12 protein-coding genes are annotated in these 14,253 nt (G+C 57.8%); 3 read left to right on the top strand and 9 right to left on the bottom strand.

The genetic code is table 11. The features are described 5' to 3' along the window. Positions 1–9: 9 nt before the first annotated feature. From ruvC to aspS, 3 genes are read right to left on the bottom strand one after another with little or no spacing between them, the layout of a single operon-like run. Positions 10–540, bottom strand: coding sequence for a crossover junction endodeoxyribonuclease RuvC (ruvC, locus tag MDG893_RS04100; RefSeq protein WP_040474279.1), 531 nt, complete (start codon positions 538–540; stop codon positions 10–12). A 9-nt stretch (positions 541–549) separates the two neighbouring features. Continuing rightward, positions 550–1,299, bottom strand: a complete 750-nt coding sequence (locus MDG893_RS04095) for a YebC/PmpR family DNA-binding transcriptional regulator (RefSeq protein WP_007152462.1) — start codon at positions 1,297–1,299, stop codon at positions 550–552. Positions 1,300–1,350: 51 nt separating this feature from the next. Further along, on the bottom strand, positions 1,351–3,156 hold the full coding sequence (aspS, locus tag MDG893_RS04090) for an aspartate--tRNA ligase (RefSeq protein WP_007152461.1): 1,806 nt from the start codon (positions 3,154–3,156) through the stop codon (positions 1,351–1,353). Positions 3,157–3,338: 182 nt separating this feature from the next. Between aspS and fabR the strand changes: the two genes are divergently transcribed. Next, positions 3,339–3,956 carry an HTH-type transcriptional repressor FabR gene (gene fabR / locus MDG893_RS04085; RefSeq protein WP_007152460.1) on the top strand — a complete coding sequence of 206 codons (618 nt, stop codon included), beginning with the start codon at positions 3,339–3,341 and terminating at the stop codon, positions 3,954–3,956. On the opposite strand, the gene MDG893_RS04080 is transcribed toward fabR, so the two are convergent. The 6 genes from MDG893_RS04080 to guaB form a co-directional block, all read right to left on the bottom strand. Beyond that, on the bottom strand, positions 3,953–4,393 hold the full coding sequence (locus MDG893_RS04080; protein ID WP_007152459.1) for an HIT domain-containing protein: 441 nt from the start codon (positions 4,391–4,393) through the stop codon (positions 3,953–3,955). The two genes, fabR and MDG893_RS04080, sit on opposite strands and share 4 nt — an antisense overlap. A 1-nt stretch (position 4,394) precedes the next feature. Further along, complete coding sequence (locus tag MDG893_RS04075; RefSeq protein ID WP_007152458.1) at positions 4,395–5,738, bottom strand: UDP-glucose dehydrogenase family protein; 1,344 nt, start codon at positions 5,736–5,738, stop codon at positions 4,395–4,397. 50 nt (positions 5,739–5,788) lie between these two features. Then, entirely contained in the window at positions 5,789–6,772 is a 984-nt protein-coding gene (gene galE, locus MDG893_RS04070; RefSeq protein ID WP_007152457.1) for a UDP-glucose 4-epimerase GalE, read from the bottom strand. Between the two features lie 9 nt (positions 6,773–6,781). Further along, complete coding sequence (gene tadA / locus MDG893_RS04065; RefSeq protein WP_007152456.1) at positions 6,782–7,282, bottom strand: tRNA adenosine(34) deaminase TadA; 501 nt, start codon at positions 7,280–7,282, stop codon at positions 6,782–6,784. A 27-nt stretch (positions 7,283–7,309) separates the two neighbouring features. Next, positions 7,310–8,887 (bottom strand): glutamine-hydrolyzing GMP synthase, encoded by a 1,578-nt coding sequence (gene guaA, locus MDG893_RS04060; RefSeq protein WP_007152455.1) that lies wholly within the window; start codon positions 8,885–8,887, stop codon positions 7,310–7,312. A gap of 65 nt (positions 8,888–8,952) precedes the next feature. Next, positions 8,953–10,416, bottom strand: coding sequence for an IMP dehydrogenase (gene guaB / locus MDG893_RS04055; RefSeq protein ID WP_007152454.1), 1,464 nt, complete (start codon positions 10,414–10,416; stop codon positions 8,953–8,955). 228 nt (positions 10,417–10,644) lie between these two features. On the opposite strand from guaB, the gene xseA reads away from it, so the two are divergent. Further along, positions 10,645–12,000, top strand: coding sequence for an exodeoxyribonuclease VII large subunit (gene xseA / locus MDG893_RS04050; RefSeq protein WP_007152453.1), 1,356 nt, complete (start codon positions 10,645–10,647; stop codon positions 11,998–12,000). Between the two features lie 111 nt (positions 12,001–12,111). Further along, complete coding sequence (locus MDG893_RS04045; protein ID WP_007152452.1) at positions 12,112–13,986, top strand: propionyl-CoA synthetase; 1,875 nt, start codon at positions 12,112–12,114, stop codon at positions 13,984–13,986. Positions 13,987–14,253 lie beyond the last annotated feature (267 nt).

The raw sequence follows: 14,253 nt of genomic DNA, 5'->3' as shown, positions 1-14,253 counted from the left end.
TGAACCCGGTTATTGTCTTCGGACCCGGCCACTGCGCACTTTTCCGCCGCCTCCAGACGCCAGCCTGGCAACGCTCTGGCTCATGTGGGCGTGACACAGCGCGATTGCCAGTGCGTCTGCGGCATCGGCCTGGGGCTTGCGGGACAGCGCCAAGAGCACCTGTACCATATGCTGGACCTGGGCCTTGTCAGCCCCGCCCTTGCCTACGACGGCCTGCTTCACCTGCCGGGCGGAATACTCATGGACAGCCAGCCCGCTGTTGGCCGCCGCAACAATTGCCGCGCCTCTCGCCTGCCCCAACTTCAGCGCTGAATCCGGGTTACGGGCCATGAATACCTGCTCGATGGCGAATTCTTCAGGGCGGTATTCGCCAATGAGCGTTGCCAGACTATGGAAGATGGTTTGCAGGCGTTCCGCCATGGGCTTCTCGCCGACCCGGATGCATCCACTGTCAATATATTCGATCACTCGGCCTTCGGCCCGGACAATACCGTAACCGGTAATGCGTGATCCGGGGTCAACCCCCATGATTATCGACACGTTGCGTCCTTATTGATGGAGTGCCTCCATCACGTCCGCCGATATATCGGCGTTGTGATAGACATTCTGCACATCGTCCAGGTCTTCCAGCATATCGATGAGCTTGAGGATGGGCTCTGCGCCCTCCTCACCCAGCTCTACAGTGGTTGAGGGCACCATAGTGACTTCTGCGTTATCGGGTATCAGGCCGGACTCCACCAAGGACTGTTTAACGTCGAGAAACTGATCTGGCACGGTGACAATCTCGAAGGAGCCGTCACTGAGCGTTGCCAAGTCCTCAGCACCGGCAACCAGGGCGGCTTCCATCAGCCGGTCTTCGTCCATCTCCGGACTGTAGCTGATAATACCCTGCTTACTGAAAAGATACGCTACCGAACCGTCAGTCCCGAGGTTGCCGCCCATCTTGTTCAGGGCGTGACGAATGTCGGCCACGGTACGGTTACGGTTATCCGTCATGACTTCCACAAAGATCGCAACGCCACCAGGACCATAACCTTCGTAAGTCAGTTCCTCGTAGTTGCTGTCGTCACCATCCCCGGCACCCCGCTCAACGGCGCGCTCGATAGTGTCCTTCTTCATGTTGGCGGTCAGGGCCTTGTCGATAACGCCCCGCAATCGCGGATTGTCATCCGGATTTCCCCCGCCCTGACGGGCCGCCACCGTCAACTCGCGAATGATCTTGGTGAAAATCTTACCGCGTTTGGCGTCCTGAGCCGCTTTACGGTGCTTGATGTTGGCCCATTTACTGTGTCCAGCCATAATCAACTCCGTTCAGTCGCGGAGCACACGAGGGTGTGCTCCGGCATTGCGTTACTCGCCTGCCTGGGTGTCTTCCTTACTTTCGCCGGCCTTGGCCAAGGGCTTGCGGCGGCGGATATGAAGCTCACGCAACTGCTTGTCGTCCACTTCTCCGGGCGCCTGTGTCATCAGACAGGTGGCGCTCTGGGTTTTCGGGAACGCAATTACATCGCGAATGGAGCTGGCGCCAGTCATCAACATGATCAGACGGTCGAGGCCAAACGCCAGGCCGCCATGGGGAGGGCAACCATATTTCAATGCATCCAGCAGGAACCCGAACTTGGCTCGAGCTTCTTCGTGCTCAATACCCAGAGTACGGAACACGCTTTCCTGCATTTTTTCGTCGTGAATACGGATAGAACCGCCACCGAGCTCGGTGCCGTTCAGGACCATGTCGTAGGCGCGGGACAATGCTGTTGCCGGTGACGCTTCCAGCTCGTCGCCAGAACAGGACGGCGCCGTGAACGGATGGTGAATCGCAGTCAGACTTCCGTCAGACGTTTCCTCGAACATCGGGAAGTCCACCACCCACAGTGGCGCCCACTCGGACGTCAGCATGTTCAGGTCATGGCCGACCTTGATGCGGAGCGCGCCCAGGGCTTCGTTGACCACATTGGTCTTATCGGCGCCGAAGAACACGATATCGCCATCTTCCGCACCGGAACGCTCGATGACCGCCTGTGCAACGTCGTCACCCAGGAATTTGATGATCGGCGACTGCAGACCTTCAACGCCCTTGGACGTATCATTGACCTTGATGTAGGCTAGGCCCTTGGCACCGTAGATACCCACGTACTTGGTGTAGTCGTCGATCTGTTTGCGGGTCAGCTCGCCGCCCTTCGGAACACGTAGTGCTGCTACGCGGCCCTTGGGGTCATTGGCGGGACCGGCAAACACCTTGAAGTCAACGCCCGCAACCAGATCACCCACGTCAACCAGCTCAAGCGGGATACGCAGGTCCGGCTTGTCGCTGCCATAACGCTGCATTGCCTCGGCGTACGGCATGCGCGGGAATTCAGGCAGATCCACTTCCAGTACATCCTTGAACAGCGAACGAATCATGTTCTCGTTCAGGGTCATCAGGGCTTCCTCGTCAATAAACGAGGCTTCGATATCAATCTGCGTGAACTCCGGCTGGCGGTCGGCGCGCAGGTCTTCGTCGCGGAAACACTTGGCGATCTGGTAATAGCGATCCACACCGGACACCATCAGCAACTGCTTGAAAAGCTGCGGGGACTGGGGCAGCGCAAAGAAGGAGCCTTCATGGGTGCGGCTTGGCACCAGGTAGTCACGTGCGCCTTCCGGAGTGGCTCGGGTCAGGATGGGCGTCTCAACATCCATGAAACCGTTGCTATCCAGGAAGTTGCGAATATAGCTGGTCACCCTGGAACGGAAACGCAGGCGGTTCAGCATTTCCGGGCGACGCAGGTCTACAAAGCGATACTTCAGGCGAACATCTTCGCCCACATCCACATGCTCATCCAGCGGGAACGGAGGCGTGGCAGCGGCATTCAGGATGGACAACTGCTTACCCAGCAGCTCAACCTGCCCAGTCGGCATGTTAGCGTTTTCGGTACCGGCGGGACGACGGCGCACACGGCCGGTCACCTGAATTACGAATTCACTGCGGACCTTCTCCGCCAGATTGAAGCTCTCTGGGGTATCCGGATCGAACACGACCTGGGAAATACCGTCCCGATCGCGAAGGTCCAGAAAGATCACCCCGCCGTGATCGCGGCGACGATGAACCCAACCGCAAAGAGTAACTTCCTGATCGATGTGAGATTCGTTGATTCCACCGCAATAATGACTGCGCATACCGGTTCCCGTTGTATCTGATGTGTGCGTAAAAGTTTGCAAAAATGGTTTTGGCGGACCCTACTGCAAAAGCGGCCCATTATAAACACAATGAACGGGAAAATCAGGCTTCCATCACCGTGGGTGACGGTAAAACGTTTGGCCGCTAGAATGGGCCGATTTACCACCCTTTGGAGTCGCCTTTGTCAGCCCGAGCCGAACAGAAACTCCGCACTCGCCGCGCCCTGATGGACGCCGCCCTTGCTCAACTCAGCGCGGACCGGGGCTTTGGCAGCCTGAGCCTTCGGGAAGTGGCGAGGGAAGCCGGCATTGCGCCGACATCTTTCTACCGGCACTTTTCTGAGCTCGACGAGCTGGGGCTTGCTCTGGTGGATGAAGGCGGTGTCGCCCTGCGACAACTCATGCGCCAGGCACGCAAGCGAATTGCACGGAACGGCAGCGCCATCAGCACCTCGGTGGACACTTTCATGGAGTATCTTGGCAACAACTCCAACCTGTTTCGTCTGATGCTGCGGGAAAGCACCGGGGTATCAAAACCCTTCCGCACGGCCATCAAAGCTGAAATCGACCACTTTGTGACCGAGCTGGCGGCAGATCTGGCTCGCATCGCAGACGAAGAGAATCGCCCGCTATCAGACTCGAAATTGGTGGCAGACGCCATGGTGACACTGGTGTTCAATCAAGGCGCAGAGGCACTTGACGCCACACCACTGGAAAAGGAAGCGCTGAAAGACAAACTGAAAACCGAGCTCAGGATGATCCTGGTTGGGTCGCGCACCATCGCTCGGCACAAACGCTAAGCCACTCTTTGCGAGAGCCGGCCCAGTAACGGCTTCAGTTGTTCGCTTATTCTGGCCAGGTCGCTGACACTGTAGGGCTTCGGCGGAAGTTTGCCCCAGACAGGGCCAGGCCAGGCGGAATCGCCTTCGAAACGCACGATATGATGAAGGTGGAGTTGCGGCACCATGTTACCCAACGCGGCGACATTGAGCTTATGCCCACCGAACAGTTCCATCATACCCTCCCCGAGAAGGGACGATTCTGCCAATAACTGTCGCTGCTGCTCCGGAGACAGCTGATAGATCTCCCGCACACCGTCAACCCTTGGCACCAGAAGGATCCAGGGCCAGTTGCTGTCGTTCATCAACCGAATTTCACACAGCTTGCTCTGTCCGAGGCTGACCGTATCCGCCTCCAGACGCTCGTGCAGAACAAACAGCGACTCCGCCCCACTCATATCAACCTCCGTGGAACTGGTTCCGGCCTCGGCCAATGGCGTAGTAGATCATACCGTGGCGTTCAAGCATTTCAGGCTCGTAGAGGTTGCGCCCGTCAAACACGACAGGCTCCTTCAGGTTTGCGGCAATGGCTTCAAAATCCGGGGAACGGAACTCTTTCCACTCGGTACAGATGGCCAGCACATCCGCCCCTTTCAGCGCCTGCTCCTTGGTGCCGCAGAGGGTCAACCCTGTCTGGTCGCCAAAGATACGCTGGGTTTCTTCCATGGCTTCCGGATCGAAGGCCTGCACACTCGCTCCGGCTTTCCAGAGATCCTGCATCAGGGCACGGGAAGAGGCTTCGCGCATATCGTCGGTGTTGGGCTTGAACGCCAACCCCCAGATCGCGACGACCTTGCCCTTCAGGTTGCCATTGAAGTAGTGACTGATCTTGTCGAACAACACGTGCTTCTGGGCATTGTTCACGGCCTCCACGGCGTTCAACAGGCGGGAGTCGTAGCCACAATCCCTGGCGGTGCGGGTCAATGCCTGTACATCTTTCGGGAAACAGGAACCGCCATAACCGCAACCGGGGTAGATAAAGTGGTAGCCGATACGGGGGTCGGAACCAATGCCACGGCGTACATTTTCTATATCGGCCCCTAAACGTTCCGCCAGGTTGGCTATCTCGTTCATGAAGCTGATCTTGGTGGCCAGCATGGAGTTGGCCGCATACTTGGTCAATTCAGCGGACCGGATGTCCATGAAGATCATACGGTCGTGGCTACGATTAAACGGGTAGTAAACTTCGTGCAGTAATTCCCTGGCCCGCTCACTGTCGGTGCCGACAATGATGCGGTCGGGCTTCATGAAGTCGTTGATGGCAGCCCCTTCCTTCAGGAACTCCGGGTTGGACACCACATCAAATTCAAGTTCCAGGCCACGCTTGTCCAGCTCCGAGCGCACCGCAGCCTTAACCCTGTCGCCAGTGCCGACCGGCACGGTGGACTTGTCCACCACCACCTTGTAGTCATCCATATACTGGCCAATGGAACGCGCGACGGCGGTCACGTACTGCAGGTCGGCAGAACCGTCTTCATCCGGCGGCGTACCCACTGCGATGAACTGCAGGGAACCATGGGCCACGGCTTCTTGGGTATCGGTGGTGAACGCCAGACGGCCTGCCTCAACCGTATGCTTTACGATGGACTCAAGGCCAGGCTCATAAATGGGGATATGGCCATTCTTCAGCTTATCAATCTTGCCCTGATCCACATCCATGCACAGGACATGATGCCCCACGTCGGCCAGACAGGCACCCGTCACAAGCCCGACGTAACCGGTCCCGAAAATAGTAATTTTCATCCACCAAAACCCTGAAATTGAATTTGTTTAAAACACGAGAGCAAGCAGCCTCAGGCTTGCTTGTCCTGCCAGATCTTTTCCCAGGCCAGGGCTGTGCCGACGATGGTATCCAGGTCGTCGTAATCCGGCTGCCAGCCCAGCACCTTCTTGATCCGCGAATTGTCAGCCATCAGCGCGGCAGGGTCCCCTGCCCGACGGCCGGTTTCCTGTACCGGAAAGTCGTTGCCTGACTGGCGCTTGACCACATCTATAACTTCGCGGACGGTAAACCCACGCCCGTAGCCGCAGTTCAGCACCCGTGACTCACCTCCACCGGCCATATACTCCAACGCCATCACATGAGCCTTGGCCAGGTCTTCCACGTGGATGTAGTCGCGGATGCAGGTACCGTCACGGGTGTCGTAGTCGGTGCCAAACACGCTCATGCCATCGCGCTTGCCCGTCACACACTCACACGCAACCTTGATCAGGTGCGTAGCTTCAGGTGTGGCCTGACCCAGCAAACCGTCCGGATTGGCCCCAGCTACGTTGAAGTAACGCAGGATCACGTAATTGAGGGATGACGCGGCAGCCAGATCCATGATCATCCGCTCGCTCATCATCTTGGAGGCGCCATAGGGATTGATCGGCGCCAGCGGAAGATCTTCCGTCAGTACGGTTTCCTCTGGCATGCCATAAACGGCAGCCGTCGACGAAAACACCATGTAAGGTACCTGGTGTTCTTCTACTGCCTTCAGCAAATTCAGCGTGTTACGGGTATTGTTGCGGTAGTATTTGAGAGGATTCTCGACCGATTCCGGCACCACGATATTGGCGGCGAAATGCAGCACGGCTTCAAAGCGGTGCTGGCTGAAAAGGTCCGCAATGGCCTGTTCATCGGCGAGGTCTCCGATCACAAGCTCACCACAGGTGACCGCCCAACGGTATCCGGTGGACAGGTTATCGAAAACAACAATGTCGTGTCCGGCTTCGCCCAGTTGCCTTACGACATGACTACCTATATACCCGGCTCCGCCGGTTACCAGAACTTTCATGATCGATCGTCACTCCTTCCCTGAAAACAGTTGCCTCCGGCGGCGGATGTCGGCCCGCCGACGCGTGAAGAATTCGCTGATAACATGGCTGCACTGATCCGCCAGAACACCTCCGACAGACTCAACACGCCAGTTGAGATGTGGCTCGTTCAGTGTTTGCCGAGCCGACGCCACCGCACCCGCCTTCGGTTCCGCCGCACCGTACACCAAACGACTGATGCGGCTGTGCACAATGGCGCCCACACACATGGTGCACGGCTCAAGGGTGACGTAAAGCGTTGCACCCGGCAACCGGTAATTGCCTACCCGCGCCGCCGCGTCCCGCAGCGCACGAATCTCGGCATGAGCCGTGGGGTCGCAACCGCTGATCGGTGCATTAAAGCCGGTGCCGATTTCCTTCCCATCCAACACCACCACAGCTCCGACCGGAACTTCCCCGGCAGCGCCCGCCTGCCCTGCCAGTTGCAGGGCACGGCTCATCCAGGCTTCATCTTCCTCGTTGCCAGTCATCGCATCCAGCCTGGCCACAGAGCCTGCTTATTCCCACTCGATGGTTGCCGGCGGCTTGGAGGAAACGTCGTAGGTTACCCGGGACACACCTTCAATTTCATTGATGATGCGATTGGATACCGTTTCCAGCAGATCGTACGGAAGGTGCGCCCAACGTGCAGTCATGAAATCGATGGTTTCCACCGCACGCAATGCCACAACGTATTCGTAGCGGCGCGCATCACCGACCACCCCAACCGATTTGACGGGCAGGAAGACCGCAAATGCCTGGCTGGTCTTGTGGTAAAAGTCAGCTCGGTGCAGCTCTTCCAGGAATATGGCGTCAGCCCGACGGAGGATTTCGGCGTATTCCTTCTTAACTTCACCCAGAATCCGCACGCCCAGACCAGGCCCCGGGAACGGGTGGCGATACACCATGTCGTAAGGCAGCCCAAGCTCCAGACCAATACGGCGAACCTCGTCCTTGAACAGCTCCCGCAGCGGCTCTACCAGCTTCATTTTCATGGTTTCCGGCAGGCCACCCACATTATGGTGGGATTTTATGACATGGGCCTTACCGGTCTTGGAAGCTGCGGATTCAATCACATCCGGGTAGATGGTGCCTTGGGCCAACCAGTTTACATCGCGGATGTTGGCGGCTTCGTCGTCGAACACATCAATAAAGGTGTTGCCAATGATCTTGCGCTTTTTCTCGGGATCATCAATACCCTTGAGCTTGGACAGGAACAGGTCTTCGGCATCAACCCGAATAACCTTCACACCCATGTTACTGGCGAACATATCCATCACCTGATCGCCTTCATTCAGGCGCAGCAGGCCGTTGTCCACGAACACACAGGTCAACTGGTCGCCGATGGCTTTGTGCAGCAGTGCGGCGGTCACGGAAGAATCCACACCACCGGACAACCCCAGCAACACCTTGCCACTGCCCACCTGACTACGGATCTGTTCCACCGCGTCATCAACAATCTTGGCCGGCGTCCACAGCGCCTCGCACTGGCAGATGTTGAGAATGAAGTGCTCCAGGATGCGCTTGCCCTGCAGGGTGTGGGTCACTTCCGGGTGAAACTGGACGCCGTAGAGATTGCGCGACGTATCCTGCATGGCCGAAATCGGCGCACTCTCCGTCGATGCCAGCAGCTCGAAGCCCTCCGGCATCACCACAACCTTGTCGCCATGGCTCATCCACACGTCCAGCAACGACTCGCCGGTGGCCGTGAGATGGTCTGTAATGTCTTTCAGCAAGGGCCCCTTGGCCCGTACTTTGACCTGGGCATAGCCGAATTCCCGCTTTTCGGAACTGGCAACACGGCCGCCCAGCTGCTCAGCCATGGTCTGCATGCCGTAGCAAATGCCCAGAACCGGAATCCCTTTGTCAAACAGGCCTTCCGGCGCGCGAGGGCCACCCAGTTGGGTCACCGACTCGGGGCCACCCGCGAGAATGATGCCTTTGGGATTGAACTCTTTCAGTTCCTCATCGGTAATATCAAAGGCCTTGATCTCACAATAGACCCCGATTTCCCGAACGCGGCGCGCGATGAGCTGGGTGTACTGGGAACCGAAATCGAGAATCAGAATGCGGTGGTCGTGGATGTTGTGGGCCATGAAATCCTCGGAGCAGAAAGAAAAAACGCGGCTCACTGAATGAGCCGCGCCTGAATCGACAATGGTCAGCCGATACGGTAGTTGGGTGCTTCTTTGGTGATAGTCACATCGTGGACGTGACTCTCACGCATGCCCGCATTGGTAATGCGGACGAATTCAGGCTTGGTACGCATTTCTTCCATGGTGGCACTGCCGGTGTAACCCATGGAGGCCCGCAGACCGCCCATCAACTGATGCACAATGTTCCGCATCGGGCCCTTGCAGGCAACGCGGCCTTCAATGCCTTCCGGCACCAGCTTCTCGATGCCTTTACTGGCATCCTGGAAGTAACGGTCGCTGGACCCCTGCCCCATGGCTCCAATGGAACCCATACCGCGGTAGGCTTTATAGCTACGGCCCTGATACAGCTCAACCTCGCCTGGTGCTTCGTCAGTACCGGCCAGCAGGCTGCCGATCATAACGCTGTAGGCTCCGGCGGCAATGGCCTTGGAAATATCGCCAGAGAAGCGAACGCCACCATCCGCAATCACGGGCACGCCGCGGTCTTTCAAGGCGGCTGCCACATTGGACACGGCGGTGATCTGTGGCACACCAATGCCGGCCACAATACGGGTGGTGCAGATGGAACCGGGACCGATACCCACCTTGACCGCGTCTGCACCGGCGTCCGCCAGATCAATTGCGGCGTCAGAGGTGGCGATATTACCACCGATCACCTGAACCTCCGGGAAATGCTCTTTAATCCAGCGAACCCGGTCGAGCACGCCCTTGGAGTGGCCGTGGGCCGTATCCACCACGATCACATCAACACCAGCCTCAACCAGCGCGGCTACCCGTGCATCCGTATCTGCGCCGGTGCCGACGGCTGCACCAGCTCGAAGACGACCCTGTTCGTCTTTACAGGCCAGGGGATAGTCCTTCGCCTTCTGGATATCCTTGACGGTGATCAGCCCGCGCAATTCGAAGTCGTCATTCACAACCAGGACTTTTTCAATGCGGTGGCGATGTAGCAGCTCTTTCACGTCGTCCAGGTTGGCACCCTCTTTCACCGTCACCAACTTGTCCTTGGCGGTCATGATTTCCGAGACAGGCGTGTCCAGGCGGCTTTCAAAGCGAATATCACGACCGGTTACGATACCAACGAGATCGACACCGTCCACCACCGGCAGCCCCGAAATGTTGTTGGCCATGGTGATGTCCACCAGTTCGCGAACCGTGGTGTCCGGCGTTACCGTAATAGGATCCTTCACAACGCCGCTTTCAAACTTCTTGACCTTGCGGACGGCCGCGGCCTGCTGCTCAACAGACATGCTCTTGTGCATGATGCCGATGCCGCCTTCCTGAGCCATGGAGATGGCCAGATCAGCTTCGGTTACGGTATCCATAGCCGCCGACACCAGCGGAATATTCAGAGTGATACCTTTGGTCAGCTGGGTTTGCAGGCTGACCTGGTGAGGAAGAACCTCTGAGCGTCCTGGAACGAGCAGTACATCGTCAAAGGTGAGGGCTTCTTCGGCAATTCGCAGCATTGGGATCCGCCTTTTGAACATGCTAGATTGGAGAATTCTGACACCACACCCCGCCGGCTGTGGCAGTACAAAATTCTTAATCGACCTATTATAAATGGGCCTTGGTTGACAGTAAACCGGGGCTGACTACCTATTGAGTTGCATCTTTTTGAATTTTCGCTATTTTTACTCCCCAATTTTCGGCTTTTGCGTATACAGCAACGCCACAGAAACTAAGGAGCATTCCCTTTGGACAGCGGTTTTCAGGATTCCCGGCCCCGGGCGCTGAGTGTCAGCGAGCTCAATCACCAGGCCCGCCATCTGCTGGAAGCCAGCTTCATGCAGGTTTGGGTTGAGGGTGAGTTGTCCGGGTTTTCCCGCCCCTCTTCCGGCCATTGGTACTTTTCCCTGAAGGATCGCAAATGCCAGATCCGCTGCGCCATGTTCCGGGGCTTCAACCAGCGGGTGAAAGAAATTCCGAAAGAAGGCGAGCAGGTCCGCATCCGTGGCAAGGTAACGCTCTACGAGAACCGGGGCGACTTCCAGATCATCGTCGAGCATGTCGAACCAGCGGGACTGGGCGCGCTGCAGCAGGCCTATGAAGAGCTCAAACGAAAGTTGCAGATGGAAGGCCTGTTTGACGCTGCACGCAAAAAACCGCTGCCATCGACTCCTCGCCACATAGGCGTCGTGACATCACCCACCGGCGCCGCCATTCACGATATTCTCACCGTACTTGCCAGACGCTGCCCTGCCATTCCCGTCACCCTTTACCCCACCGCCGTCCAGGGACAGGCAGCAACGTCTGATATCGTCCGCGCCATTGACCGGGCAGCCCGGCACGGCGTCGCCGATGTATTGATTATTGGTCGTGGTGGCGGCTCACTGGAAGATCTCTGGTGTTTCAACGAGGAAGCCGTCGCCCGCGCCATCGCAGCATGCCCCCTGCCAACGGTCAGCGCCGTTGGTCACGAAGTGGACGTGACTATTGCCGACTTTGTCGCCGACCTGCGGGCACCAACACCGTCCGCCGCTGCGGAAAAAATATCACCCGACCAACAGGACTGGCTCCGACAGCTCAGGGAACGGGAGCGTCGGCTCGCCGGTGCCGCCAGTCGAGCGCTCAAACGAATGGGAACTCAGTTGGAGCATCTTTCCGCCAGGCTCAGGGACCCTCGGCGTGAACTGATGGAAAAAGCCCAGCGCATGGATGACCTCGACCTGCGGCTTGGTAAGGCTATGCGACAACGCATCGAGCGGGAAAATGTACGCACTGAGCACCTTGGCCAGCGCCTGAGAATGCAATCCCCCGCAAAGCGGCTCAACGACAACCGCAGGAGCGTCAGCCAGCTGTCAGAACGGCTGGCCCGCGTGGCTCGCCAGTCCGTCGTCCAACGTCAGGAGCGGCTTGAGCACCTGGCTCAAACACTGCACGTGGTCAGCCCGCTGGCAACCCTGGGCCGGGGGTACGCCATCGTCCAGCAGGAAAACGGGAATATAGTTCGCCAGGCCAGTGAACTCGTGCCCGGCGACAGGATTACCGCCCGTGTCGCCAGCGGCCACCTTGAAGCGAACGTGACCGCAGTCAAATCAGGAAACCAATAACTTTCAAAAAGACAGAAACTTAGCCTATGGTCTAGTAGTCCTACACCTCAAAGCGCCTAAAGTTGTGGGTATTACAAAACACAACAACAACAGTGATGCGAGGTGGATGTTATGGACTACCACTCCGAGTTCAGGCGATCAATCGACCACCCTGACGCCTTCTGGCGCGAGAAAGCGTCTGCCATTGACTGGATGGAGCCCCCGAAAACCATCTGGCAGCCCACCGATAACGTCCATGGGCAATGGTTTCCCGATGGCATCCTTAACACCTCCGATGTAGCACTGGATGCCAATATCCGGGCCGGGCGCGGCGAACAGAAAGCCCTGATTTACGATTCCCCCGTTACCGGCACCACATGCTCATACACCTACGCCGAGCTTACCCAAGCAGTAGCCGTCTTTGCCGGCGCTCTCCAGGACAGAGGCATCACCAAGGGTGACCGGGTAATTCTCTACATGCCCATGATTCCGGAAGCCGTCATTGCCATGCTGGGCTGCGCCCGGATTGGCGCTATTCATTCCGTGGTTTTTGGCGGTTTCGCATCCAATGAACTGGCCGTGCGCATTGATGATGCCAAGCCCACGGCCGTCATCACAGCCTCCTGCGGCATCGAGGTCAGCAAGGTCATTGAATACAAACCTCTGGTGGACAAAGCCATCGATCAGGCCGAGCACAAGCCGGAGTGCTGCATTGTGTTCCAGCGCCCGCAGGTTCAGGCCACACTCCGGGAAGGTCGCGATTTCGACTGGAGTGAACTGGTCAGCCGGGCCCGGGCGGTAGACCCGGTGCCTGTCAGGGCCACTGACCCGCTCTATATCCTCTACACCTCCGGAACCACCGGCAAACCCAAGGGCGTCGTACGCGACAACGGCGGCCACGCCGTGGCTCTTCGCTACAGCATGCACCTGGTATACGATGCCAGCCCGGGAGACGTCTACTGGGCGGCATCGGACGTTGGCTGGGTGGTTGGGCACAGCTATATAGTCTATGCCCCCTTGTTCGCAGGCTGCACCACCATCCTCTACGAAGGCAAGCCGGTCAAAACTCCGGATGCCGGCGCATTCTGGCGCGTAGTCCAGGACCACGGCGTAAATCTGTTGTTCACGGCACCGACCGCGTTCCGGGCGGTGCGCAAGGAGGACCCGGAGGCTGATCAGCTGTCCCGCTACGACATCAGCTCCCTGAAACGCCTCTTCCTGGCCGGTGAACGACTGGACCCACCCACCTACGAATGGCTAAAGGAACATACCCGCCTGCCAATACTGGACCATTGGTGGCAAACCGAAACCGGCTGGGCGATCTGCTGTAATCCGGTAGGCGTCGAGATGATGACGACGAAACCCGGCTCGGCCACACTTCCGTCTCCCGGGTTCAATGTTCAAGTGGTGGACATGGAGGGCAGCCAGGTTCCAGCCGGGGAACAGGGCCAGATAGCCGTTAAGCTACCACTACCTCCGGGCTGCATGTCCACGGTCTGGGGTGACGACGACCGATTCCGTAACACCTACCTGGCCCCCATTGACGGGTTCTACAGCTCCGGTGATGGCGGATTTGTTGACGAAGACGGATATGTATTCGTCATGGGTCGAACGGACGACGTGATTAACGTCGCGGGCCATCGGTTGTCCACCGGAGAGATGGAGGAAGTGGTTGCCGCCCACCCGGCAATCGCGGAATGCTGTGTGGTCGGCGCTCACGATGACATGAGAGGCCAGGTGCCCGTGGGGCTAGTACTGATCAAGGACGGCGCAACCATTGACCACGACGAACTGGAAGAAGAGCTGGTTGAGATGGTGCGCGAAAAAATCGGCGCCATTGCCTGTTTCCGCAAAGCGCTGGTCGTGGAGCGGCTCCCCAAAACCCGGTCCGGCAAGATCCTGCGCCGGGTAATCCGGCAGATCGCCGATGGCGAGGACTACGCGGTGCCGAGCACGATTGACGACCCCGCCATACTGGAAGAAATCAGCGAGCAGTTCAAAAGCTGACCCCGAGACGCCGTCACCAATCGGAACCTGCGCCACAACGGTGCGTCCGTTTGGTGACGATTTTATGACAACTTGTTGTTTTTGCGGATTAAAAAACTTAAATAAAGTGCTAAAAAAAGCGTTGACGCCCTCCCAACTCGGTCTATACTGAAATTGCTGTGAAAATACAGCGGTATTTGGTGAATGCGTTTCAACGTCCTGCCGCAGTGCTCTTCGTTGCCCCTTTCCTCAGTACTTTCTGAATTTTTACAGCACCGGTACTCCAAC

This window comes from Marinobacter algicola DG893, from assembly GCF_000170835.1.
Taxonomy (GTDB): domain Bacteria; phylum Pseudomonadota; class Gammaproteobacteria; order Pseudomonadales; family Oleiphilaceae; genus Marinobacter; species Marinobacter algicola.
This window is presented reverse-complemented; position numbering and strand designations above follow the sequence as displayed.

Excerpts from the sequence above, each read along its gene's own strand:
- MDG893_RS04095 (WP_007152462.1), bottom strand. The coding sequence starts at position 1,299 with ATGGCTGGACACAGTAAATGGGCCAACATCAAGCACCGTAAAGCGGCT.
- aspS (WP_007152461.1), bottom strand. The coding sequence starts at position 3,156 with ATGCGCAGTCATTATTGCGGTGGAATCAACGAATCTCACATCGATCAG.
- MDG893_RS04080 (WP_007152459.1), bottom strand. The coding sequence starts at position 4,393 with ATGAGTGGGGCGGAGTCGCTGTTTGTTCTGCACGAGCGTCTGGAGGCG.
- MDG893_RS04075 (WP_007152458.1), bottom strand. The coding sequence starts at position 5,738 with ATGAAAATTACTATTTTCGGGACCGGTTACGTCGGGCTTGTGACGGGT.
- galE (WP_007152457.1), bottom strand. The coding sequence starts at position 6,772 with ATGAAAGTTCTGGTAACCGGCGGAGCCGGGTATATAGGTAGTCATGTC.
- tadA (WP_007152456.1), bottom strand. The coding sequence starts at position 7,282 with ATGACTGGCAACGAGGAAGATGAAGCCTGGATGAGCCGTGCCCTGCAA.
- guaA (WP_007152455.1), bottom strand. The coding sequence starts at position 8,887 with ATGGCCCACAACATCCACGACCACCGCATTCTGATTCTCGATTTCGGT.
- guaB (WP_007152454.1), bottom strand. The coding sequence starts at position 10,416 with ATGCTGCGAATTGCCGAAGAAGCCCTCACCTTTGACGATGTACTGCTC.
- MDG893_RS04045 (WP_007152452.1), top strand. The coding sequence starts at position 12,112 with ATGGACTACCACTCCGAGTTCAGGCGATCAATCGACCACCCTGACGCC.